This is a genomic window from Marinobacter manganoxydans MnI7-9, assembly GCF_000235625.1.
Classification (GTDB): domain Bacteria; phylum Pseudomonadota; class Gammaproteobacteria; order Pseudomonadales; family Oleiphilaceae; genus Marinobacter; species Marinobacter manganoxydans.
This window is the reverse complement of sequence record NZ_AGTR01000005.1, coordinates 1-23,129: the sequence shown is the minus strand read 5'-3', so window position 1 is coordinate 23,129 and position 23,129 is coordinate 1. Positions and strand designations below refer to the sequence as shown.

At 54.9% G+C, this 23,129-nt stretch carries 30 protein-coding genes; 8 read left to right on the top strand and 22 right to left on the bottom strand.

The window, feature by feature from the left end; genetic code table 11:
• Positions 1-25: 25 nt before the first annotated feature.
• Together KYE_RS01140 and KYE_RS01135 are read right to left on the bottom strand one after the other, a co-directional pair.
• A complete protein-coding gene (locus KYE_RS01140) occupies positions 26-937 on the bottom strand; it encodes a histone deacetylase (protein ID WP_039881763.1) in 912 nt (303 codons plus the stop codon).
• 39 nt (positions 938-976) lie between these two features.
• On the bottom strand, positions 977-2,173 hold the full coding sequence (locus tag KYE_RS01135) for a CaiB/BaiF CoA transferase family protein (protein ID WP_008169541.1): 1,197 nt from the start codon (positions 2,171-2,173) through the stop codon (positions 977-979).
• Between the two features lie 165 nt (positions 2,174-2,338).
• Between KYE_RS01135 and KYE_RS01130 the strand changes: the two genes are divergently transcribed.
• The 6 genes from KYE_RS01130 (at position 2,339) to KYE_RS01105 (ending at position 8,868) form a co-directional block, all read left to right on the top strand.
• The gene (locus tag KYE_RS01130) at positions 2,339-2,992 is read left to right on the top strand and encodes an ABC transporter ATP-binding protein (protein WP_202945851.1); all 654 of its coding nucleotides are present in this window, start codon (positions 2,339-2,341) and stop codon (positions 2,990-2,992) included.
• Positions 2,982-5,549, top strand: a complete 2,568-nt coding sequence (locus KYE_RS01125; protein WP_008169537.1) for an ABC transporter permease — start codon at positions 2,982-2,984, stop codon at positions 5,547-5,549. Before KYE_RS01130 ends, KYE_RS01125 begins: the two co-directional genes overlap by 11 nt.
• Positions 5,550-5,858: 309 nt before the next feature.
• Complete coding sequence (locus tag KYE_RS01120; RefSeq protein ID WP_008169535.1) at positions 5,859-6,677, top strand: transporter substrate-binding domain-containing protein; 819 nt, start codon at positions 5,859-5,861, stop codon at positions 6,675-6,677.
• 153 nt (positions 6,678-6,830) lie between these two features.
• Positions 6,831-7,496, top strand: a complete 666-nt coding sequence (locus KYE_RS01115) for an amino acid ABC transporter permease (RefSeq protein WP_008169533.1) — start codon at positions 6,831-6,833, stop codon at positions 7,494-7,496.
• Complete coding sequence (locus KYE_RS01110; protein WP_008169529.1) at positions 7,496-8,149, top strand: amino acid ABC transporter permease; 654 nt, start codon at positions 7,496-7,498, stop codon at positions 8,147-8,149. Before KYE_RS01115 ends, KYE_RS01110 begins: the two co-directional genes overlap by 1 nt.
• Positions 8,146-8,868: an amino acid ABC transporter ATP-binding protein gene (locus tag KYE_RS01105; RefSeq protein ID WP_008169527.1), complete on the top strand. Its 723-nt coding sequence runs from the start codon at positions 8,146-8,148 to the stop codon at positions 8,866-8,868. The genes KYE_RS01110 and KYE_RS01105 overlap by 4 nt, the downstream gene beginning before the upstream one ends.
• 88 nt (positions 8,869-8,956) lie before the next feature.
• Here KYE_RS01105 and KYE_RS01100 read toward each other — a convergent pair whose 3' ends face one another.
• From KYE_RS01100 to KYE_RS01030, 16 genes are all read right to left on the bottom strand, one after another.
• On the bottom strand, positions 8,957-9,349 hold the full coding sequence (locus KYE_RS01100; protein ID WP_008169524.1) for a hypothetical protein: 393 nt from the start codon (positions 9,347-9,349) through the stop codon (positions 8,957-8,959).
• Between the two features lie 30 nt (positions 9,350-9,379).
• Entirely contained in the window at positions 9,380-10,699 is a 1,320-nt protein-coding gene (locus KYE_RS01095; RefSeq protein ID WP_039881762.1) for a serine hydrolase domain-containing protein, read from the bottom strand.
• Positions 10,700-10,721: 22 nt separating this feature from the next.
• Positions 10,722-11,468: an SDR family oxidoreductase gene (locus tag KYE_RS01090; protein WP_008169520.1), complete on the bottom strand. Its 747-nt coding sequence runs from the start codon at positions 11,466-11,468 to the stop codon at positions 10,722-10,724.
• Between the two features lie 113 nt (positions 11,469-11,581).
• Positions 11,582-12,001 (bottom strand): DUF4399 domain-containing protein, encoded by a 420-nt coding sequence (locus KYE_RS01085; protein WP_405420962.1) that lies wholly within the window; start codon positions 11,999-12,001, stop codon positions 11,582-11,584.
• Positions 12,002-12,076: 75 nt separating this feature from the next.
• Positions 12,077-13,075: a serine hydrolase domain-containing protein gene (locus KYE_RS01080; protein ID WP_008169515.1), complete on the bottom strand. Its 999-nt coding sequence runs from the start codon at positions 13,073-13,075 to the stop codon at positions 12,077-12,079.
• A gap of 132 nt (positions 13,076-13,207) precedes the next feature.
• On the bottom strand, positions 13,208-13,540 hold the full coding sequence (locus tag KYE_RS01075; RefSeq protein ID WP_008169514.1) for a YnfA family protein: 333 nt from the start codon (positions 13,538-13,540) through the stop codon (positions 13,208-13,210).
• Positions 13,541-13,640: 100 nt separating this feature from the next.
• Positions 13,641-14,237: a glutathione S-transferase family protein gene (locus KYE_RS01070; protein ID WP_008169510.1), complete on the bottom strand. Its 597-nt coding sequence runs from the start codon at positions 14,235-14,237 to the stop codon at positions 13,641-13,643.
• A gap of 45 nt (positions 14,238-14,282) precedes the next feature.
• A complete protein-coding gene (locus tag KYE_RS01065) occupies positions 14,283-14,735 on the bottom strand; it encodes a GNAT family N-acetyltransferase (protein ID WP_008169509.1) in 453 nt (150 codons plus the stop codon).
• Positions 14,736-14,772: 37 nt separating this feature from the next.
• The gene (locus KYE_RS20935) at positions 14,773-14,865 is read right to left on the bottom strand and encodes a ChaB family protein (protein WP_075267801.1); all 93 of its coding nucleotides are present in this window, start codon (positions 14,863-14,865) and stop codon (positions 14,773-14,775) included.
• A complete protein-coding gene (locus tag KYE_RS01060) occupies positions 14,862-15,128 on the bottom strand; it encodes a DksA/TraR family C4-type zinc finger protein (RefSeq protein ID WP_008169508.1) in 267 nt (88 codons plus the stop codon). The genes KYE_RS20935 and KYE_RS01060 overlap by 4 nt, the downstream gene beginning before the upstream one ends.
• A 98-nt stretch (positions 15,129-15,226) precedes the next feature.
• Positions 15,227-15,547 carry a DUF2834 domain-containing protein gene (locus tag KYE_RS01055; RefSeq protein ID WP_008169507.1) on the bottom strand — a complete coding sequence of 107 codons (321 nt, stop codon included), beginning with the start codon at positions 15,545-15,547 and terminating at the stop codon, positions 15,227-15,229.
• Between the two features lie 29 nt (positions 15,548-15,576).
• The gene (locus KYE_RS01050) at positions 15,577-16,074 is read right to left on the bottom strand and encodes a hypothetical protein (RefSeq protein WP_008169506.1); all 498 of its coding nucleotides are present in this window, start codon (positions 16,072-16,074) and stop codon (positions 15,577-15,579) included.
• Position 16,075: 1 nt separating this feature from the next.
• Positions 16,076-16,396, bottom strand: coding sequence for a hypothetical protein (locus tag KYE_RS01045; protein ID WP_008169504.1), 321 nt, complete (start codon positions 16,394-16,396; stop codon positions 16,076-16,078).
• A 150-nt stretch (positions 16,397-16,546) separates the two neighbouring features.
• Positions 16,547-17,026 carry an acyl-CoA thioesterase gene (locus tag KYE_RS01040; RefSeq protein ID WP_008169502.1) on the bottom strand — a complete coding sequence of 160 codons (480 nt, stop codon included), beginning with the start codon at positions 17,024-17,026 and terminating at the stop codon, positions 16,547-16,549.
• 63 nt (positions 17,027-17,089) lie between these two features.
• Positions 17,090-17,377 carry a DUF1330 domain-containing protein gene (locus tag KYE_RS01035; RefSeq protein ID WP_008169500.1) on the bottom strand — a complete coding sequence of 96 codons (288 nt, stop codon included), beginning with the start codon at positions 17,375-17,377 and terminating at the stop codon, positions 17,090-17,092.
• Between the two features lie 59 nt (positions 17,378-17,436).
• A complete protein-coding gene (locus tag KYE_RS01030; protein ID WP_264622513.1) occupies positions 17,437-18,282 on the bottom strand; it encodes a LysR family transcriptional regulator in 846 nt (281 codons plus the stop codon).
• 42 nt (positions 18,283-18,324) lie between these two features.
• Between KYE_RS01030 and KYE_RS01025 the strand changes: the two genes are divergently transcribed.
• Positions 18,325-19,131, top strand: coding sequence for an FMN-dependent NADH-azoreductase (locus tag KYE_RS01025; RefSeq protein WP_254775473.1), 807 nt, complete (start codon positions 18,325-18,327; stop codon positions 19,129-19,131).
• A complete protein-coding gene (locus tag KYE_RS01020) occupies positions 19,124-19,603 on the top strand; it encodes a nucleoside deaminase (protein WP_008169494.1) in 480 nt (159 codons plus the stop codon). The genes KYE_RS01025 and KYE_RS01020 overlap by 8 nt, the downstream gene beginning before the upstream one ends.
• Positions 19,604-19,725: 122 nt before the next feature.
• Here KYE_RS01020 and KYE_RS01015 read toward each other — a convergent pair whose 3' ends face one another.
• The 4 genes from KYE_RS01015 to KYE_RS01000 all read right to left on the bottom strand — a co-directional run.
• Entirely contained in the window at positions 19,726-20,217 is a 492-nt protein-coding gene (locus tag KYE_RS01015) for an AAA family ATPase (RefSeq protein ID WP_008169492.1), read from the bottom strand.
• Between the two features lie 23 nt (positions 20,218-20,240).
• Positions 20,241-21,161, bottom strand: a complete 921-nt coding sequence (locus KYE_RS01010) for a hypothetical protein (protein WP_139043636.1) — start codon at positions 21,159-21,161, stop codon at positions 20,241-20,243.
• Between the two features lie 139 nt (positions 21,162-21,300).
• The gene (locus KYE_RS20930) at positions 21,301-21,918 is read right to left on the bottom strand and encodes a DUF2931 family protein (RefSeq protein ID WP_075267703.1); all 618 of its coding nucleotides are present in this window, start codon (positions 21,916-21,918) and stop codon (positions 21,301-21,303) included.
• A partial coding sequence (locus KYE_RS01000; RefSeq protein ID WP_008169488.1) for a T6SS phospholipase effector Tle1-like catalytic domain-containing protein occupies positions 21,908-23,129 on the bottom strand: 1,222 nt, incomplete at its 5' end. The genes KYE_RS01000 and KYE_RS20930, both read right to left, overlap by 11 nt.

Sequence of the window (23,129 nt, the reverse complement as noted above, 5' to 3'; positions counted from 1 at the left end):
TCTGCTTTGAGCAATAAAAACTAGGTCAGTCGGCTGAAAACACCCGGCTGGCGGCTTCTACAACAATCCCGTGCCGCTTGGCCAGTTTCACCCGGTCATCATCGTAGCCGCCGCCAATCACCGTCGCTACTGGAATGTCCCGACGTTTCAATTCACTGAGCACCTGAAAGTCCCGCTCAAAAATTCCCTGTTCGGAAATGTTCAGCCGGCCGAGGGGATCATTCCTGAATACGTCCACGCCTGCGTCATAGAGCACGATATCCGGCCGGGATAACGCCAGTGATTTGTGCAGCGTTTCGCTGACAACCTCAAGATAGGCCCCGTCTTCGAGGCCATCCGGTAAGGCGACATCGAGATCGCCAATCTTTTTCTCGAACGGGTAGTTGCGCTCACAGTGAATCGAGCAGGTAAAGGCATTCGGCTCGTTCGCCAACAATGCAGCGGTACCGTCACCCTGATGCACATCCACATCGAAGATAAGCACACGTTCAATGCCCTCCTGTTGCAACAGCACATTGGCGGCGATCGCCAGATCGTTGAGGATGCAGAAGCCGGCAGCGTAATCGTAATGGGCGTGATGGGTGCCACCGGCCAGGTGACAGGCAATGCCATGCTGGAGGGCCAACTGCGCCGTCAGAACCGTGCCTGAAGGAGCCAGGAAAGTGCGTCGGACGAGGCCCTTGCTCCAGGGCAGATTCATCTGCCGTTTCTCCCGCGCCGAGAGTTGATCGCCGGCGAAACGGGCGAGGTAATCCGGGCAGTGGGTACGGGTCAGCCACGCCTGCCGGCATGGGGCAGGGCGAAAGCTATTGGCTTGAGTGAGAAGCCCTCTCGAGCGGGCGTAATCGGCAAGGAGCCCGAATTTTTCCATGGGAAATCGGTGCTTTGCCGGGAATGGGAAGCTGTAGTCTGGATGGTGAACTACGGGTACGGGCATTTGATCGTCCGGCTGCAGTGGATTTGCGACGTCAGAATGTTATTTGGCAGGCACGGCTGCGATGCCAGAATCACACATCGCCTGGATTTCTTCGGCGGAATACCCGCACTCTGCCAGCAGTTCGCCGGTTTGCTCGCCAAGGCGCGGAGCTCCCTGCCAGTGCTGCTCTGGTGCGGCCGAGAATCGCGACGGCGCCCTGGCCTGGCGGAGTCGGCCGGCCTGGGGGTGGTCGTAGTGGGAGAGCAAATCGTTGGCCAGTACCTGGGCATGGTCGAGTACCTGAGTGCGGGTCAACACCGGGGCGCAGGGCACTTGCTCGGCCTCAAGCCTTGCCAGCCAGTGTTCGGCCGTATCGGTTTTGATGACCGACTGGATCAGCTCCAGCCTCGCATCAATATTCTCCTGGCGCAGCCGGGCAGTCAGGAACCTTGGATCCTCCGCCCACTCCGGGCGGTCCACAGCACGAATAAGGGCTTGCCACTCTCGATCGCTCTGAACCGCAATGGTGATGTAGCCGGTTGTGGTCTCATAGATGAGATCCTGAAGGCTCGCAGCCTCCTGCTGTGGCACCTCACTGTGAACAAAGGTCTGGCTGCCCATGTCGGAGCTCCAGAGAAACGCGATGATCGCGTCCAGCATGGACAGCCGGACATGCTGGCTTTCCCCGGTGCGTTCCCGGGCGAACAGAGCCGCGGTAATCGCCTGGGCTGCGGTTACACCGGTGAGCTTGTCGGGCAGGATGGTCCTAACCAGTTGCGGACGCAATTCATCGGCGCCGGCCTGCACGGTGGCTAATCCGGAGAGGCCCTGAATCAGCGGGTCGTATACCGGTCGCTGGGAATAGGGGCCGGTATCACCGAAGCCACTGATTGATACCATCACGAGATCCGGGGCCACCTTGCGCAGCTGCTCTTCGCCGAGCCCCATCCGCTCAATGACGCCCGGCCGGAAGTTCTGCACAAAGACATCGGCCGACGCCACCAGTCGAAGCAGCGCGTCGCGTCCCGCCTTTTCTTTCAGGTTCAGTGCCACTGATTTCTTGTTGCGGTTGTTGTTGAGGTACAGCGCCGACATATCGCCCTGCCGATTGGCCGCGGAGCGCGTAAAGTCGCCACCCGCCGGATTCTCGATCTTGATAACCTCGGCACCCTGATCTGCCAGTATCATGGTCGCGAGAGGCCCGGAAATCATGGCTGTCAGATCGATAATGCGGATGCCATCGAGCGGTCCGGTCATGGTCAGGACTCCTGTTTTTCCATGGAGGCGCCAAAAAACGTGAGTGCGCCACTCTTAAAAAGGGTTCGTACTCTAAACTTTATGCGGATGCCGATCATTTACCAGTACGCAACAGAGCAGGAAATTCATCAAACCAGAGGAGCGCCAGTGTCCACCAGTGTTGAAATGACCGACATTTTTCTCGAGTACCCCACAGAGTCCGGCAAGGTTGCTGTACTCAAAAATGCCTCCCTCATGGTGCCCCCGGGAGAAACACTGGCAATCACAGGCCCCTCTGGCAGCGGGAAAACGTCCCTGCTTTTGTTGCTCTCCGGCCTGCAGCGACCGACCAGTGGAGAAATTCTGGTCGGCGATCAACGCCTGGGCGACATGGACGCCAATGCTCTGGCCGACTGGCGAAGTGAGCACCTTGGCATTATTTTCCAGTCCTTTCACCTGCTGCCTGGCCTCACGGCCCTGGGAAACGTGAGTCTGCCGCTTGAGATTGCCGGCGAGGCCCGGCCGCGGGAACGAGCTCTTGCCATGTTGGAGGCCGTTGGTCTCAGCCATCGGCTGCAGCACTACCCGGGGCAGCTCTCTGGCGGCGAACAGCAACGGGTTGCGATCGCTCGGGCACTGGTTCACCGGCCAAGCCTGTTGTTGGGAGATGAGCCCACAGGCAATCTGGACCATGAAACCGGTGAGAAAGTTCTCTCCCTGCTGTTCGACTTGCACAAGGACAGCAAATCCACGCTGGTACTGGTGACCCATGACGAGCGCGTTGCCGAGCGTTGTCAGCACAGGGTCCGGATGGACGGTGGGCGTCTCTATGCCTCCTGAACGCTCCACAAACCCGCTCTGGATGCTCCGATTCGCGATCACCGACCTGCGGTCACGTATCTCTGCGTTAAAGATTTTCCTGGCCTGCCTGATTCTCGGCGTTACCCTTGTGGCTGCGACAGCCAGCCTCTACCGGGTGATCGAGCAAAGCTTGCTGGCGGATACCCGCGCTCTGCTCGGTGGCGATGTGGAGCTGGATACCAGCGAGCCGCTGCCCGATGATGCGCTCGAATGGATTCGTGCTACCGGCAAAATTTCACTGGTTCGGGAATTCGATACCATCGTCAGCGGAAGCGGCGGCGACGGCTTCTTCCGGGCGGAGATACTGGTTCCGGATACTCTCTATCCCCTTTACGGCGAGTTGGAGCTGACACCGGATGAACCCCTGGGTGTTCTTACAGCCCAGAAAGAAGGGCAGTGGGGCGCCATTATTGATCCATTGCTGGCAGAACGCCTGGGCCAGTCGGTTGGCGACCGGATTGAGATTGGCGCCGCCACCTTTCGAATCAGCGGCCTTATCGAGAAGCAACCGGATCGGAGCTTGAACGCCAATTGGCGAGGTCTGCCGATCATGATTTCTGAGCAGGCCGTAGAGGCAACCGGACTGATACGCCCGGGTAGCCGCGTGGATTACGAATACCGGGTACAAACCGAACTGAATCTCGACACCTGGCTTGAGGAATTCGAGCAGGCATTCCCGGATGCGCGATGGGAAATCACTACGTTTGCCGAGCGCAGCGAACGGATTTCCGAGCGTCTGGACCAGATTGCTACAGCACTCATCCTTATCGCTTTCACGACATTGTTCATCGGTGGCCTCGGCGTTGCCAACAGCATCCACGCCTACCTCGATGAAAAGCTGGGCACAATTGCCACCCTGCAAACACTTGGCCTGCGTCGCAAACCGCTTGTCGGCATATACCTCCTGCAGATTGGTGTATTGGGCAGCCTTGCGGGGCTAGTTGGCGGTGGTATCGGGCTGGGGCTTTCCGCCCTGGCGATCAGCCTGGCGGGCGATGCCTTTGCTTTGGCGGGGCCCGATGGGGCCGGCGGCTGGTTCTCCTTGTGGTTGGTTCCCTTGCTTCTGAGCTGGCTGTTCGCTGTTCTGACTGCTTACGTGTTTGCACTGCCGGCACTCGCTCGAGCCCTCGCTGCTGCGCCGGCCGGGCTTTTCCGGGGGCAGGTCGAGGCGGCTCCCAACGAGCCTCGCAGCTGGCGGATTGCCAGCTATCTACTGCTGGCTGTCTACATCGGCGCTACCCTGTTCTGGCTCCCATCGCCTCATCTGGGCTTTCTTTTCCTGCTGGCGGTTACGCTGCTCTGGGGCCTCCTGGAAGGTTTGATCAAGGGGTTACGCCGCGGTGCCAAGGCTCTGGAAAACGGCGGTTTTGCCGACCGCAGGTTTGCCCGGCGGTTGGCCCTGGCCAATCTGCACCGGCCGGATTCGCCGCTCCGGGCAACCCTGCTGTCACTGGGCACCGCACTGACGCTTGTGGTGGCCTGCACGTTGATGGTTACCACGCTCCTGAGGGCGCTTGAAACCACCATACCGGAACAGTCGCCGGCGCTAATCCTCTATGAAGTGTTCCCGGACCAGATGGAACCGCTGCAAAACGGCCTGGAAGCGTTGGATGCTTCTAGCCGCGTCGAGTTGCTCCCGATGGTCCGGTCCCGCCTGGACACTATTAACCAGAAGCCGATTGCGGAGGTTCTCGCCGATAACGCCGAAGCCCGGCGAGAAGCCATGGGAGATGAATACAAACTGAGTTATCTCTCGGGAAACCCCGAAGCACTGGAACTGGTGGAGGGCAACTGGTGGGAATCGCCGGCCCCCGAGGGGGAGCCCGCTTACATGGCCATGGAGGATCGGGAGGCTTACCAGCTTGGACTGGGGGTGGGCGACCAGCTCACCTTTACTGCACAGGATAAGAGCATCGACGTCGAAATCCGTGCAATTTACCGGCAAAAAGGGCTGCAGACCCGATTCTGGTTCGAGGGCATATTGCAGCAAGGCGCACTGGACGACTTGATCAGCCTTTACGTTGGTGCGGTCTACCAAAGCGATGAGGCGGCCAGGGAATCCCAGCAATGGCTGGCACAGAACATCCCCAATGTAATCACGCTGCGCACCGCTGACTGGCTGGAAACCGCAGGCGATCTGCTGAACAAGGCAGCCGCGGGCCTGGCGGCTGTGGCATCGGTCAGTCTTCTCGCCAGCCTGCTTGTGCTTTCCAGCGTAGTCAGTGTCAGCCGCAGGCGGCAGCTTTACGAGGCCAACCTGTTGCACTGCCTTGGCGCCCGTCACGGAGCGATCCGCCAATCCATGCTGCTGGAAACCGGTTTGCTGACCTTTCTGGCAACGGTTTTCGCGACGGCGCTTGGTGCGCTAATTGCTTTACCTGTAGCTGACCTGGCCTTGAAGCTGCCGGCCGGCGATTTATGGTGGATTGGGGCGCTGGTTGCCGGAGGTGTCAGTTCGCTGGCGCTGCTGGGTGGATTACTGCCCACGCTCAGGGCAATGCGGTTAAACCCCGCTGTGTTGCTCAGAGACCGTTAAAATGGCCTGCTGTAGTAATAAATTCGTCTTTTTGATTAAGGAGGTGTAAACATCAGTTAAATCATAGACCTAAGAACATGAAAAATGACTGTTTGTTCGTTTTTTGGCCGCTATCACGAGCTGCAGGCTCAAAAAATCCGGTTATATTGAGGAAATTAAGGAAAATTGCCTACCAAATGGCAAATTTCAAAAATTTTCACTAAATAATCTACGGTAGTATTTTTACGTATGCTTTTTGCACATAACTCGTGTTGTGTAGGCATAACGGACACACACTTTTCGCCCACGAAAGAAAAAGAGAGAATAACTATGATTCGCAAACTAGCACCGCTTGTATTCGCTTGTGCTGCGGTAACCTCCGTAAGCGCGACAGCCGATCAGCTGGACACCGTGATTCAACGTGGCACTCTGAACTGTGGCGTGGTTCTGGATTTCCCACCAATGGGATATTTTGACGAGAACAACGAGCCTGCAGGCTTCGACGTCGATTACTGTAACGACCTGGGCGAGGCGCTCGGCGTGGACGTTAACGTTCTCAACCTGACCTGGGGCGAGCGGATTCCCTCCCTGGTTTCCGGCAAAACTGATGTGGTTATCGGTTCTACCTCCGATACACTGGAGCGCGCCAAGACCGTTGGCTTCACCTACCCGTACTTCGTGTTCAAATTCCAGGTTATCGCCAACGAGGACAAGAACATTGAATCCTTCGACGACCTGAAAAATCTGAAAGTTGGTGCGGCACTCGGCACCACCTATGAAACCGAATACCTCGCGTATGCCGAGCAGCAGGGCTGGGGCAAGGACAACTACACCTCCTTCAAATCCGAGAACGATGCGTACCTGGGTCTTTACCAGGGCAAGGTCGACGCAATCATCTCTACCAACACCAACATTGCGACCAAACTGCGTAGCGAAGAGTTCGCAGACTTTGAAGCGGGCCCCTACGTTCCCAACTACGACGACGTTGTGGGCATCATCGCCAAGCGTGATGAGGTTGCCTGGATCAACTACCTGAACCTGTTCCTGGTACGCCAGATTCGCGACGGCAACATGAACGAAGCTTACAACAAGCACTTCGGTACCGATGCGCCGGCCGATCTGATCAAGTCCCTCCGGGACAACAAGTAAGCGCCGAACCGACGGCCGCCAAACAGGCGGCCGTCATTGCATTGGTTCCCGGGTCGGGCACTCACCCTCGGGTGTCCTGACCTAAAATTCTGATCAAGGCCCTTCTTACCGGGCTCTGGTCGAGTTTCCTACCATTCATAAAATGGCCAAGGTATGGACTACGAATTTCACTGGAACGTAGTGTTCCAGAACATGCCCCAGCTGCTGAACGGTGCCTTCGTTACCCTGCACGTATCCGTTCTGGCGATGCTTCTGGGCGTTGTGATCGCAATACTGTTGGCGATCGCCAAAATGAACAACACGAAGTTCTTCAGCCAGGTTGCGACGGTCTGGGTTGAGATTGCCCGGAATACGCCGGCCCTGTTCCAGATCTACATGGCCTATTTTGGCCTTGGAGCATTCGGTATCCACCTCAGTCCCTACGTGGCGGTACTGAGCGCACTGGTCTTTATCAACGCGGGCTACCTGACGGAGACGTTCCGGGGTGGTTTCCAGTCGATCCCGAGCACCCAGTACAGCGCTTCCAAGTCGCTGGGCATGACCAGTATCCAGACGTATCGATACATCATCCTTCCGCAGATGCTGAGACGCATCTATCACCCGATGACCAACCAGTTTGTCTGGTCCATCCTGATGAGCTCTCTGGGCATTCTGGTGGGTATGAGCGAGCTTTCTGGCACGACTCAGCGTCTGCAGTCACTGTCGTTCAGAACGCTGGAGTTCTTCATTGTGGCGGCCGTGATGTACTTCGTGATCACCAAACTCGTGTTGTTCGGGTCATCACTGCTTGCTCGTAGACTTTTCAAGGGGGAAATCTGATGAATTCTTTATTCACACCCCTGTCCTGGAGCGATAGCGGTCTGATCCTGACCGGTGTCTGGAATACCATCATCATCTCCGTTGTCGCCATCGTGGTGGGCACTATTCTGGGATTGATCGTCGGCTTTCTCCGTGCCGAGAGCAACAAGGCCGTCAACGTCCTTTTCGGTAGCGTGCTCGACGTGCTGAGAAGTGTTCCCCTGATCATCCAGCTTATTCTGTTCTCGACTTTTGTCGGTGCGATGGGAAATCCACTGGCGCCGTTTGTTGCGGGCTCCATTGTGCTCTCGCTGTATACCATGGCCTTCATGAGCGAGGTTTTCCGCAGTGGCTTTGAGAGTGTCAGTCCCTCAATGCAGACGGCAGCGCGCTCACTGGGCATGACCAAATGGCAAACCATCTACCACATTCGGTTGCCGATTGGTTTGCGTGCTGTGTTCCCCTCGTGGCTGGGTGTTGCACTCAGTGTCATCAAGGACTCGGCCCTGGTCTCGGTCATCGGTTACATGGAATTGCTGCGCACGTCGGAGCAACTGATTTCAAGAACCCAGCAACCGCTCGAGATTCTGATCGGTGTTGGTATCTTTTACTTCATTATTTCGTACCCGCTGTCCCACTACGGCCGGTATGTTGAGAGGAAAATGGCAATATGATCAGCGTACAGAATGTCCATAAATCCTTCGGCGATCTTGAAGTACTGAAAGGCGTAAGCCTGGATGTAAAGAAAGGCGAGGTCGTGAGCGTTATCGGGGGCTCCGGTAGTGGCAAGTCAACCCTTCTGTACTGCATCAATGCTATTGAGCCTATCAACAGGGGCAAAATCCTCGTTGATGATGTGGATGTGCATGCCAAGGAGACCAACAAGGACAAGTTGCGCCAGAAACTGGGTATGGTCTTTCAGCAATGGAACTCCTTTCCTCACATGACGGTGCTGGAGAATGCGGCCCTGGCTCCCAGAATCGTCAAGAAAATGAGCAAGGAAGAGGCGATCGAGATCGCCAAGAAAGAGCTGGAGCACGTTGGCCTGGGTGACAAGTTCGACGTCTATCCCACGAAAATGTCCGGCGGCCAGCAGCAGCGCCTGGCCATTGCCCGTGCCCTGGCCATGAAGCCCGATTATATGCTGCTTGATGAGGTAACCTCTGCGCTCGATCCGGAGCTGGTCGGCGAGGTTCTGGACACACTGCGCCTGTTGGCGGAAGAGGGGATGACCATGATCTGCGTGACCCATGAAATGGGCTTCGCACGGGATGTTTCTGATCGCGTCGCGTATTTCCATGAAGGCGTTATTGCAGAGATCGGGGAAGCCAGGCAGGTAATAACCGATCCGCAGAACCCGCTCACCCAGAAGTTCCTCTCAAAAGTGCGCTAGAAAGTCGCCACAACCGTGGTGCTGGCTGGGGGAGTTCTTGGACCCGCTTCCCCAGCCATTTTTCCAGCCCGCCCAGAATCCGGCGGCTTCAGTTCCGGTTCTTCAGCACCTCATAAATCTGCCTGACCGCTTCCTCCTGCTTTTGTTTTTCAACCATATCTTCCAGCAGCTCCAGTACCCGTTTTTCGTCGTTGCTCCGAAGACCCGGCCAGTACACATAGGGCACCAGATCTGGATTGCTGATAAAGAACAAGGCGGTTTGTTCCGGATCGTTGGCGATGTCTCCGCGCAGGCCTACGGTAAACTGGCGGCCCTCGCCACCCCGTAGCGTTAACAGGAGGGATTGGTCCTGCTCGATGAATCGGGTTTCCTCCACGGTAATGGGCTCTGCCAGATCCGGCACGGAGGTGATGTAGTATTGAAAGCCAAGGAACCCCAGCAGAACAGCAATCAACGCTGCCAGGGCAAAGGATTTGATCATTGAGCGTATTCCATTGTGGTCAAGCGTTCCTCAATCCCTGTTCATTAGGTAGTCTGCGACGGCTTGATATAGTGGCAGAGAGGTTGGGTCGATCTTGCTGTTACTGGCATTGGGAAACGATGCGAAGCGTACCAGAACCATGTTGGCGGTGGGGTCAATGTAGATGGTTTGCCCGTGAACGCCTCGAGCGGCATAAGCGCCATTGGCGTTGTTGAAGATCCACCACATGCTGCGATAGCTTCCGCCGGGAAGGGTGGTGTAGCCAGCCTTGGCAAAGGCCTTTTTGTCGCCGCCGGCCTGGATTGCATTCACCACAGATTCAGGGAACAGTTGCCGATTCTTGTACTTGCCTTTGTTCAGCATCAACAGGCCTATCCTGCCAAGATCCCTGAGCCCTGCGCTCAGTCCACCACCCGCGAAAGGCGTGCCTTTGGCATCGATCGTCATGTAGGCATCCTGTTCGGTGCCAAGGGGGTTCCAGAGACGTTCAGAAAGTAGATTCGCCACGCTCTTACCGCTTACCCGGGCGATTATCCAACCGAGGGCATCAGAATTGACAGTCCGATAGCCGAACGCATCGCCGTGGTCGCCGTTTTGCTCAACGGTTTGCAGGTACTCGAAATAACCCTCCGGTCCACTGTAATCAGAAGGCTTTGGCAAGGGGCTGGCTGCCGCAGAGTATTGCCAGATGTCAGCCTCAGGATCGGCGTAGTCTTCGCTGTAATCCAGCGCGGTGGTCATATCCATAACTTGCCGCACGGTGGCACTACCAAAAGCACTGTTTTTCAGCTCAGGCACAAGGCTGTCCACAGTTGCTTCATCGTCCAGTTTGCCTTCGGCCACCAGAACTTCAGCCAGTAGGCCGGTCAGGGACTTGGTCATCGACATAGCAGCGTGTTTGCCGGTCTCGCTCAGGCAGCCGTTGTAATATTCGTATACGATCTTGCCTTTGTGAAGAATCAGCAACCCGTCGGTGTAGTTCGCAGCCAAAGACTCGCGCCAGTTCATTTGGGTGTCGCTACCCATCGGCATGAACGAAATGTCGTTGATCCCATTATCCAGTGCGTACGGCAGTGGATCGGGTGCACCGATGCCGCGGCTGATCCTAGTGGTCGGCAGCAGTTCCCGGATATGACAGACAGTCCAGCGGAGTTTAGGGAAGCTGAAGTAATTGCTTTGGGGGTGGGCGATCAGCTTGTCGTCGGGCGGCGGGAAACCGGTCATCCACTGTAGTGCTTGAGGGTCCGATTCCTCTGCGCTCAGCGGGGCAGAGCCGTGGGTGCTCCCCCACGCGTTCGGGCAGCTTAAAGCGAGTAGCACAAGGACATAAGCAGGATTGAAAGCGGACATGTCCATTCACCTTGTCGATTGATCACATGGCTCTGGAGAAGACTTCAAAAGGCAGGGCTTTTAATACATAGCTTAGCGGCGTCCATGGCCACCAGGGCACGTAGGCCCGGCGCTTCTCCGATTCGATGGCTTTCACCAGGGCCTTTACACCGGTTTCCAGATCCACACGGAAGGGCGCGCTTTTAGTGTCCCGGTTAATATCCGTGAGAATGTAGCCGGGCATAATGTTGCTGACGTTGATCGGCTTACCCTTGGTATCGAGCTGCAGACCTTCCGCCAAAGAGGCTACGGCGGCCTTGGTGGCAGCGTATACGTTCAGTGGACCACGGAAGCCGCGAACACCACTGACAGACGACATTAACACCAGGTGACCGCTGTTCTGCTCGCGGAAGATCTCCATGGCTGCCTCACTCTGGGCAATAGCAGCGATGAAGTTGGTCTCGGCGGTGTGGCGGTTGGCAGCGAAATGCCCACGGCCGATGGGCTGTGAGCTGCCAATACCTGCATTAACCACCACCCGATCAAGACTACCGAGCTCATCCCGGAAGCCCCGGAACACTTCGAACACCTGATCGTAATCGCAGACATCAAGGCCTCGGACGAGTACCCGGATATCCGGATGAGCCTGCTGCAATTCCCGCTGGAGAGCTTCCAGCTTGTCTGCCCGGCGCGCACAGAGCGCCAGATTACAGCCTTTGGCCGCCCATTCGCGAGCCATGCCTTCCCCGAGACCGGTGCTGGCACCGGTAATCAGAATGTTCTTTCGCATCAGCTATCCCCTGGATTCGTTCGGATTATTTGCGCTCACAGTACCATGATCGAACGCCCAGGGGATTGACTGAAATGCAACTCTGCACTGGCCATTCCGTTCAGGGTAGAACGTTACTCCACCATTACTGTGATCTTCTCGGAAACCACTGGCGGGTTGTGCGGCACATGCATGTGATCACCGACCAAAAGCTGCAGCGTGTGTTTACCCGGTGATAGCGTGATCTCGGTTTCGGTTTGCCCGCCACCAAAGTGTCTGATTTGATCCGTTGCCGGGAGGGATTTGCTCAGATCGGACGGTACGTCGGTATCGATCAGCAGGTGGTGGTGTCCGGTGCCTGCTTTTTCCACGCCAGCAGGTGCTACGCCCATGTTCCGCAGACCAAAGACGACTTTGAAGGTTTCGTTTACGGTTGCGCCGTCAGTTGGTTGCACGAAATACACGCCAGCGTTGGCCGGCGCCTCAGACTTCATGCTCTCTGCAATCGCTGCTACTGGCGCGATCAACAGAGCTGAAAACAGTGTAATTGCGATCCTGTTCATTTCGTTTCCTCCTTGGTGTTCGCCACCAGTGAGTATAGTTGAGGAAACGTATGCGTGACGGCCGCTTCAGTTTTCCACGGCAGGAATTATGTGCTCCTCAATTAACTGGAACTGGCGGCGCAAAAAGGCTGAACCCGGCGAGGGAGGGGTAGGGTCAGAGGTCATCACCACGGTCAGTTTGCGAGCGGGCATCACATACAGTACCTGGCCTCCGTACCCACGCCCGTAATACCCCATTTCGCCGGCGAGCGGCTGCTGGAACCAGCCATAGCCATAGGGATCATCTGTGTAGGCGGACCTTCCGCGTTCAATCCAGGACTCCCGCACCCAGTTTTCCGGAAACAGGCGCCGATCACCAAGGCGGCCTTCATTGCGATAAAGCTCGCCGATTTTGGCCAGGTCCCTTGGCGAAAGAGCCATATTATTGCCACCAAAATAGATCCCCTGGGGATCCCGGCCCCAGGCCGGAATGGTTATATTCAGTGGCTCGCCCAACCATTCCCGCGCCAGGTCGAGCGTGCTGCGCCCGGCGCTTTCAGTGAGCGCCGCCGAGAGCAGGTGGCTGCTGCCGGTGGAGTAGAGCATGCGACCGCCCGGCTCATCCACGAACGGCCGGGTGAGCACATGGTGAACCCAGTTATCGCTGTTCACCCAGGTGCCATAGTAACGGCCAGATGTCCGCTGCAACCCGGCCTGCAAAGACAGCAGGTGCCCCAGAGTTATCCGGTCCACGCCCTTGGTGGCGGAGGCGGGTACGCGGTCACCGAGCGTTTCAATAACCGGTTGATTGGTTCCCTCGAACACACCTTTTTCGATGCCGATACCCACCAGCGCGGCGAGTACTGTCTTGGAGAGAGATTTGATGTTGGTTGGCGTGTCGAGCCCGGCACTTTTCAAATCCAATGCCAGAACTTCCTGGCCCTCATGGACAACAATCAAGGAGTGAAGGCGCTTAAGGTTTGCAGCCTCTCTGGACACCTCTGCTTGCCAGTCGGCCGTCTCTGAGTGGCTTGGCGGGGTCACCAGGAGCAGCAGTGCGAAAAGCCAATATGAAAAGCGTTGCATAGTGTAAGGAGGCGCTAGCGTCTTCGTTTTGGTAAGTGGAACGTCGATCATATGACTACTGTACGTCAGCGCGCCGAGAGGAGGTCACGGCTTAATCAGATCTGTGGTGATTATCGGGTACGCGATGCAGATTTATGCGCCTCTAGGCGCAAACATGATGATCGCCATGCCGAGCAGGGCTACGCCGGATCCCACCAGATCCCAAACGGTTGGCCGGATACCATCAATAGCCCAAAGCCAGAGAATGGCCATAAAGATATACACACCGCCGTAGGCCGCATAAACCCGACCGGCGGCAGTAGGATGCAGGGAAAGTAACCAGGCAAATGCCGCCAGGCTCAGGGCCCCGGGTACGAGAAGCCAGATGCTCTTTCCCTCGCGAAGCCAGAGATAGGGTAGGTAGCAGCCAACGATTTCAGCCAGCGCGGTAACGAGAAACAGACCGATGGTTTTCAGTTCAGGCACGGGGATTTTCCTTTGTACCGATAAAAAGCCGTATTTATGACGCTTTGTGAACCAGTCTTTACGATTTACATGGGGATAGGAGAGTAATTACCGCGCACTTCTAAACCATAGGCCTGAAATTCGGTAATGCCGCAACCCGATCCAGCCATGCGCGAATCGCAGGGTAGGCTTCCAGCTCAAAACCACCCTCATCCGCGACGTGGGTGTATGCATAGAGTGAGATATCTGCAGTAGTGACCTTCTCACCCGCCAGGAATGGCGTCTCTGCCAGTTGTTGCTCCATCACCTGCAAGGCCTTGTGCCCGCCGGTTTGCTTGGCGGCATACTCGTCGGCTTTGTCTGCCGGCAGTCCCAGGTACTTGTTGATGAAGCGCGCAACGGCGATAAACGGCTCATGGCTGTATTGTTCGAAGAACTGCCATTGCAGAACGCGGGCCTGAGCGAGGCGGTCATTCGGGTACAGATCAGAGCCGAACGCGAGGTAGTTGATGATGGCGTTGGACTCTGACAGTGTCTCGCCGCTATCGAGTTCCAGCAGAGGAATCTTGCCATTCGGGTTCTTTTTCAAAAAATCATCGGATTTTGTGTCGCCAGCCAGAATGTCGACATCAATCCACTGATGGTCGATGTTCAGCAGTTGGCAAACGAGCTGAACCTTGTAGCAGTTCCCGGATTGGGTATCGCCATAGATTTTCATGCAGTTTCCTTTGCTGGGAGAGCGCCGTTTTTCAGGCCGGGGCGTTCAGGGCTCCGATCCGGGCTGCTTGAGGTCTTTGGTGTAGACATGCGTTGTTTTGGATTGCGTATAACCAACCGCCGGATAAAAGCCATGAGACTCAAGGCGCGTTACATTAGAGCGTACCACCACCCGCGGGAGTCCCATAGAGCTGGACCAGTCTTCAGCAGACTGGACCAATAGCTGGCCGATACCAGCCCTCCGTGCGCGGGAGCCTACAACCAGGCCTGTAATTTCCGCGACAAACAGCTCGCTGAGGAACAGGCGCTTTTCCACTGCTATCCATCCAACGACCGAACCCCCGGAAAGGGCGACGAAAAGCTGATGGTCGGGAGAGTTAGCGATTGCCTCGAGCCATGCTTTCGTTCGGAGCCTGCTGGCTGTGTAACCCCATTCGAGGACCAGAGCGTGAATGCCATCAAGATGATCAGCCCGCCCCGGTTCGATTGAAATGTCCATATTCAAACGCTAGTCCGGGAGGGTGTGCTATGGCGATTCATTCTTGGGATTTGCCTTTGACCCACCTGTCGCCCTCCTTGCGATATTCCTCTTTAACCGCCGCCCAGGCTACTTTGTGGGCCGTCTCTATCGCAGCTGGCTGTCCTTGCTGCCTCTGCGATTGATGCCGCCAGACTGGCTGCGCTCCTTTTCATGGGCCGACTGGCAGTCAATGCACAAACGAACACCGGGAATGGCCTTGCGCCGGGCCTCTGGAATTGGTGCTCCGCACTCATCACATTCCTCGGCACTTTCGCCTTTGGCCAACTGGCTGCGTGCGCGCTGGATTTCATCCTCAACGCTTGCGTCGATCTGTTCCTGAACCGCACCATCACGAGACCATCCGCCTGCCATGGGGCCCTCCGAAGTCTGGCTGACTGAAACCACTCAACGTTAGCATTGTAGCTCGGGTGCTCAAAGATGGCCGACGCTGATTTGGCTGATGCGAACGGTTAAAGCCTACCGGCTTCAGTCTCGCGCCCACCTCGAAGAACCAGATACAGCAAGGGCCCTGCGGAGACAAACACTGCTGTCAGAACGAAAAACGGAACCAGGTAACCCAATCCTTTGCCTCGACGTTTGGCATCCTGGTACATCCAGATGCAAGCCAATACCGCGAGAATGTAGAGATCGATAACAACCTGTGCGGTATCGGGGCTCGACATCAACTGGGCGCCGAATGCGAGGAGCGATTGCTCGGCGCCGGCCATCACCCAGAAGGTGAAGCCCATAAACAGGCAGAGAACGACGAGGGGGAGGGGGGATAGTCTCATAATCTTCCTTGATTTATTTGTTGCTGGAATTAAATGTCTTCAGCGATGCGCTTGAGGGATTCGCCATCAAGAAAATCGGAGTCAATCTTTAGCAGCTTTGCATCTTTGCCGATCACAAAGAGGAAGGCTTTGTTCCCGTGGTCGGAGTAGGCGAGTGAATAGGAATCCTGCGTCCAGGTGGCGACATCTCTGCCGCTGACAAAATTCTCGTGCACGGCCCCGATCAACGTCTGGTCACAATCGGCTGCAGCTGTCTCAAAGAAAACAGCCTCGAAGAAAGTGGCCGCTGGGCAGCCGTATTCCAACGTTTCATCGTGGGTCATGTCTGCGAATGCCAGGAATCGTTTACCTAGCTCGTCGGCGTATCGGAAGATCAACATGTTCTGGCTGTCGCCAATATCGCCAACAGCGGCGAAACCTGCCGGAATGCTGAATCTCAAGTCCGAGTACAAAAGCTCGATTCGGTTACCGGCATGAACAGCAACGGACAAACTTAAAGCAACAGCGATCAATCCAATCTTGAACATCTCAAATTCCCTTTAGTGCCATGTGGATTTCAGAGCGGAAATTCTGGCTGACTTGCAGCTTGCAAATGTAATAAGTCTGACTGTTACCGGAAGCGATGTTTTTACCGATGCCAGCCACTTGTTTCACGATATAGGAGATTCCTGGCTTGCTGCCGCTCGGTCTGGGAACCAGGTCCATGGAAGCTGAGCACGATTGCGACTCGGTTACTGCGGTATAGACGACCTCAGCGGATCGTTCATTGACGGATTCAGGTGAGGCCGTGCCATCGCCCCAGAAAAAGTTGATGGCAGCGGAGACATACTCACGGTCACTGTGATCCATGATCCAATTCCTTTTGTTTACTGAGAGATCACGTCCTCCTGGACGCTTTGCACGTTAGCAAATGATCATTGCGAGAGCGAGTAAATCTACTGCGACCAAGTCACGTTCAAATTCGAAAAAATAGATCTGCTTCAGTTATTTGCGCCGGACTCATTTTTTATGCAGCTCCCTGTAGCGTTCCTCCAGTTCGGCACGAATGGCGCGGCGCTCCTTACCGTTGGCAAATCGCCGTATCTGATCATCGGTACGTGGAACCAGCTGCGGCACGGCGACGGCTTTACCGTTGTCATCAACCGCCACCATGGTAAAAAAGCAGCTGTTGCTATGGCGAACCAACTTGTCGCGGATGTTCTCGGTAACCACCTTGATGCCGATCTCCATGGAGGTACGGCCGGTGTAGTTCACGCTGGCCAGAAAGGTGACCAGCTCGCCAATTTGGATGGGTTGGAGGAACATCACCTGGTCGACGGACAGAGTAACGACATACGTCCCGGCGTAACGGCTGGCGCAGGCATAGGCGACTTCATCCAGGTACTTCAGCAGGGTGCCGCCGTGCACATTGCCAGAGAAATTGGCTTTGTCCGGCGTCATCAGAACGGTCATGCTCAGGCTTGTTGAATTGTTTTCCATGGCGCTTCTCTGTTGGTTTGCTGTCCAGTATAGGCGCCAGGGTGCTGGTGGTGGCAGTAGTTATTAATCGGCCTCGAAAGTCACCAGATCCACATCCGCTGCCTGGGTGCGTAACGGCACCAATGCCTGATAGGCAGGGGAATTGTGCCAATCGGTGGCGGAATCCGCATTGGGAAAGCGGATAACCACCGTATCGGTGTGCCGGTATTGCCCGCTCAGTGCCTTCGCCTGTTTACCCCGAAGCACCAGTTCTGCACCCCAGGGAACCAGCGTTTCCGGAACAAGGCTGCGGTATTCTGCCCATTTCTCGGGGTCTTTTACGGTGATGTTGCCGATCACGTAGGCGGTCATTGGCGTTCTCCGGTTTTTATTGGGCTGATGTCCATGAAAAATGAAAATGACTGTATGTATTACTGGTTCAGGATATCTTCGATCCAATTCAGGAATTTGGCCGCACTCCTCGTTTCGAAGCTATCCCTACCTGGAACGTAATAGCACAAATCTGATGTTACCGATTGCGTGTCGAAGTGCTGCAGAACGTTGGCCTTCAACAGCCGTTCGACGAGCGTTGTAGAGCAGAACACCAGCCCGTTGCCTGCCATAGCCTGTTGGATCCCGAAAAGCTCCTGATCAAACGTTTTGAGTTGGATATTTGCCCCCTGCAGTCCATTTTTTTCTAACCAATCGGCGAGGGGAGGGGCCGGTAACGCTTGGTTTTTCCACTCCGTGGTAAAAAGGGTTAAAGGGGCATTTTCCCAGGAGGGAGGCGTCATTCCACAGGCACCAAATACATTGAATGACTCAAATCGAATGACATCAGAAGGCTCAGCAACTGAGACATCCCCGAATCGAATGGGAATGATGTAGGATTGGCTGTCGACCGACTCGCCGGTCGATATTTCCACAGAAATCTCGGGGTTGGCTTGTTCGAAATCGTGCTGGGAAGGGATCAGCACCATCGCTGCCAAGGATGATGTCGTCGTCACCCTGACTGTATTGCCTGCCTTCACCACCTCTTCCAAAGCGCTGTCGATTTTCCGAAACCCTTCCGAGGTCGCTTTGGCTAATCGGATACCCGTTCCCGTCAAGGATATCCGTCTTCCTTGCCGATGAAACAGGCTCACATTCAATCGGTTTTCCAGGTTGCCAATATGGTGTGAGATGGCTGTCGGCGTCAGCGAAAGTTCTTCTGCCGCCAACTTGAAACTACCCCGGCGGGCAGCCGACTCAAAGGCTTTCAGCGCCTGTAATGACACCTGCAATGTGAATCTCCAGGTCAATCACGAGTTCATGAACGTTTGGATGAGTTTAATTCATCTGCAAGTGTAATTTTTCCGTTTGTGCAAGTCCATCCAGCGCCACAAACTAGCTCCTGTCATCAATCAGCCAAGGAAATGAACATGAGCACACTATTACACATTGATTCAAGCGTCAGAGCCGCGACAAACCCGAACCCGGATCACGATTCCATCTCGAAAAATGTCGCCCGCCGATTCATTGATACCTGGAAACAGAACCGGCCTGAGGATGAATATATCTATCGTGATGTTGGCGTGAACCCACCCGCTTTCATCACTCAGGATTGGATTGGCGCGGTGTTTACCCCGGAGCAAGATAGGACCCCGGCGCAGCAGGAGACACTGGCACTCTCTGATACACTTATCGCTGAGGTCTCAGCAGCCGACGTTATTGTGATCTCCTCACCCATGTACAACTACGGTATGCCGGCTCAGCTAAAAGCCTGGTTCGATCAGATCGTACGTATCGGCAAAACGTTTGATTTCGATCTCGAACGAGGGGACTTCCCGCTGCAGCCTCTGCTCTCCGGTAAGACATTGATCATCGTGACCTCCAGCGGAGAGTTTGGCTTTGAAAAAGGCGGAATAAGAGAAGAGTCTGGCCACCTGGTGCCGCACCTCAGAACGTTGAGCAAATACCTCGGGGTGGACACCATTTACGAAGTCACCGCTGAATATCAGGAATTTGGCGACGAGCGGCACCGCGTGTCAGTCGCCAACGCCAAAGCTCGAGCCGAGAGCCTTGCTTCAGAGCTGAGCCTTTCAGCCCCGGCGTTATCGTCAAGAAATGAGGTCACCGATGCGTGACCGAATTGATGAAGAGCGTCTGGCAACCTGTGGCGAAAGCGCCATTGATCTGGCTATTAGCAATGTAAAAGCCGGTGGTTTGCCGTTTTCCGCTGTGATCGTCAATCAAGATGGAGACGTTGTCGGCAAGGGGGTAAATCAGGTTGCCGACCATCTGGATTGTACCGCACACGCAGAAATACAGGCGATAAGGGACGCTTCACGGAATGAAAATAGCGTCTCTTTGAAAGGGGCGACGTTGATTGCTTCAGGAGAGCCTTGCGCTCTCTGTTACATGGCGATCCGTATGGCCGGCATTGGGCATGTCCGTATCTTGTTGGATCGCTATGAGGCGGCAGAAAACGGGTTCGATTATCGGTGGACTTACAGGTATTTGAACCCCAGCCTCATTAATGAGCTCGATGTTGTGACTTTGGTTAACGAAAGGAAGTTCCTCCCATTCCAGATGGCCAAAATGGGTCTGATTGATTGAGAGGAGCGGGTAATGGCGTGGCGGCTCAAACCAGAGCCGCCACGCTGGCATTTCCAGGTCTGTCTGGATAGAAACGGAGCGCCGACGCAGTTGGATCCTGCAGCAGTCACTCGTTATGCGGACTAGCCCGTAACAATCTGGAGGTTGAATGCCTCCGACTCTTCAGGCGGTTCAAAGTAACCCGTCACCATTCTAAAGACCTCCTCCGTGTCGAACTGTGCTCGTTCAGGTTGTTCTTTCTGTCGCTGTTTCAGCTGTTTTAAACAAACTTCATCGTCTACCGACAAATAGTACAGCTCATGAGGTATGCCGTGTTGCGAGTAGATATCCTTGAACCAGGCTCTTTGCTTGCGGGTGTTGCCAGGAAAGTCCAGGACCACAGAGGTGCCAGCCAAGAGCACTTGCTCGACGTGTGATTTCAGCACTGGCTTGAGCCGAGATGAGTAACGAATGTAATCATTGAAATCATTGATCTCGCCGGGGAACAGAGCGGCCAGCCATTCATCCTCTGAAATAAGCACGGCTCCCCGCTCACGAGCGATTTTGCCAGACAGGGTGCTTTTGCCGGCTCCCATCTTCCCACAGAAGAAGATCAACGTTCCGTACGAACTCATTGCTTAATCCTTGGGTATAACGCCTAGCTGAACGGCGCATCGTCAGATGCGTCCGTTTGCAGCTTTTTGTTAGGTGTTGATAGCTTGCTAAGCTTCCGTAATAAGTTTGGCCTACCAGAAATACCCCTAGCACCTTCTCTAACTACTAAATATTTCTCAGTTTTTTCTTGGAAACACTTAATCAGTTGCTGTAAGGCTTCTCCGAAGCAACTAACGAGAACCTCTAACTCTTTTTCACGGGTATCAAGGAAAGTATCAAGGTAATCTGATGTTACTACGTCAATTACCGTATTCAATTGCCGCCTTTCATTTCCTTTCCAGCGCAATCGAGCATGATTAATACTATTCAGTTGTAATTCGTCGCTTTCAGGAGCATATGTAGCTTCGTGAAGACCTCCCTCAATCACAATTAATGGAAGAGTGATGACTGCCAGCATATGATCTTCTGGCGCAAATTCGTACTCGTCATAAAACCTAGTAATATTTAGGCAGTTGGATACAACCCCCTGAACAGCTTGGTAAAAAAGGTCATTACCTTTTGAAAAGGCTTGTCGCCCTGAAAAAGAAAATCCCTCCCCCTTAAACATGCCCAGCTCTTTAAATTCCTCATTGCCAGCGGCGGCCCAAGCTATCGCTTGGCCAGCCGATGAAGAGATAAGCTGAGCTGCCAAAGCGGAAGTGGCAAAACGTTTTTCGTCTTTAAATAACACCCAAGGTTTGTCTTTACTCCATTTGCATTCAACTACATGCTTAATTCGGAGAAAAGAGCGGCCGATTGGAACATTGGCAGTTGCTAGAACATCAACCTCTCGGGCTTTGCCATTTTCATCTTTTGCAAAATAACTCTGCTCAACGGAGAACCTTCTTTTCTTAAACTTGTGGGCAGTTGAAAATTCTAATGGGTACCCTTCTTTCTCTACCCACCGCTTTACTTTCTCGTCCAAACTGATCTCCATAGAACACCTAATGCAGATAACGCTGGCGTAACGGGCCGATTTGTGGAGCGGCAGCGGAACAAAGCGGTCCCGTTGACGCGCTTGGTTATGTGGTGACTTACTCCCAACCTCAACCGATGACGGACAATTACCAGCCATCAATCGGTATACCGTGCTTCTCAATATAATCTCGACTGTCACGATTATAGCGTTCAGTGATTTCACGGTAATGCTCTGGGTGTGTTTCTATTTCTGAGGCCTCGTAACGCCCCACCTCAATCGCATTTTCCGCGCCGTTCATGATCCAGACAACCACCGTGCCGCCCGGCGCCAGACCAAACGTCAGGTCGTTGAGAGGCATGTCAAAGGTTTTACCGTAGCGTTCAATCGGAGCGATTTCTTTCATTTTCTCCTCAATCTCGCGGGCATTCTCAAGCTGGATCAACGCCCGGTAAGATTGCTGCTCAGCAAACGAGAACCACTTGATGAGCACAAGCCCCGGCATTGCCTGCCACTCCGCGTTTTTGCCCGACGGATGTTTCCAACAGCAGGTGATTATCCCGATAGGTGCCCGCCAACCGATTTCCCCCGATACCGATTCCAGGATAAAGGTCTCAACCCACGCATCGTAGTGCTGAGGTACGACAACGGAGATACTTCGGTAAGTAGGGTCTGGGCCATACGCTGGTCCTTCCGATTTGCTCTGATCCGAACACCCCAGTAGCACCAGAACACAGAAGCTAATGGCAAGCGTTTTAACACTCATGGTATTGCCCCTCACTCCATTGCCCTTTATTCGGATGGACAGTTCGACGGCCATACTTGCCGGGCTTGAAAGGGTACAACGGGCCAAGCTGCAGATAGTGATCGGAATGATGAATATATCGCTGTTTCAGTAGCGCGTTAGATTCCGGAGTCATCAATAGCGGGCTGCCATGCCAGACGTGGGCCGCGAGATTTCTGGCGATAGTCATTAGTTCCGGCGGCAAAACCAGCTGAGGGCTTTCCGTAGGTATAGGATCGAATGGCACACCAGCATCCACCGCCAATTTGTGCATCAGATACAGCGGAATACGGGAGTACTCACTAAGAACCTCGCGGTCCAGCCAAAGGCGAAGCGTAATGTCGCCACCACGCAAACCGGGTGGGCGTTCCTGTTCAATTTCAAGTGTGGCGAGTGGGTTCAGTGGCCCGATCCAACCCTCGTGTTTGATCAGCGCACGTTCCTGCAACATGCGGGAGAATTCAAAACTGGCTTCGGGATTGCGGCGATCCTTTCCTTTGACAACCAAGGGCGGACGAACTTCAACCCGTTCTCGAAAGCGATCCGGGTAACCGCCGCCAATATCAGAGTGAACACCCGGAAGCACCCATTCGCTGAAGTGCTCCGGCAAATCGCCGGATTCACCTCGCAGGCTGTTCAGTGAGAAGTTGTGCCGGCGCTCATCCCGCGCGGCAAACTGAACCACCCGTTCAGCATCCTCCGGCCGCAGGTTGACGTTGATGCGTCCGGTTTCTGCATCGTGTGCAGAGAAGTCCAAATTGCCGAGATCGGCAATCCCCGCAACGGTATCGAAAAGACCTACAAAGCGAACGGTGATCTTCTTCGCCCAGGGTATGCCCTGCTGTTTAAACGCGGCGGCCAGCGCACCGCCTTCATCCTGAACTTCCCGGCTGATGAAATGGCGGGCCGTAGCCGCGCCACGGCTGAAGCCGAAAACGTCAAGCACGAGTTCGTCGATGGGGTCACTCACAAAACGGATGATATCAGCCGCCAGCGCCTCGCTGCCTTGGTCAATTTTCTTGAGTATGCCTTGCTCACCAAGTCCAAGCCCCATGCTGGGACCATCATCCGATTCGCCGGACTTGGTGCCAACACCGGAAACGTAGGTCGAGATGCGGTGAGCTTCCTTCCATTCCTCACTCTGGAATTGACCCTGCTGATACATTCGCTCCAGCTTGGAGACATTGGTTTCC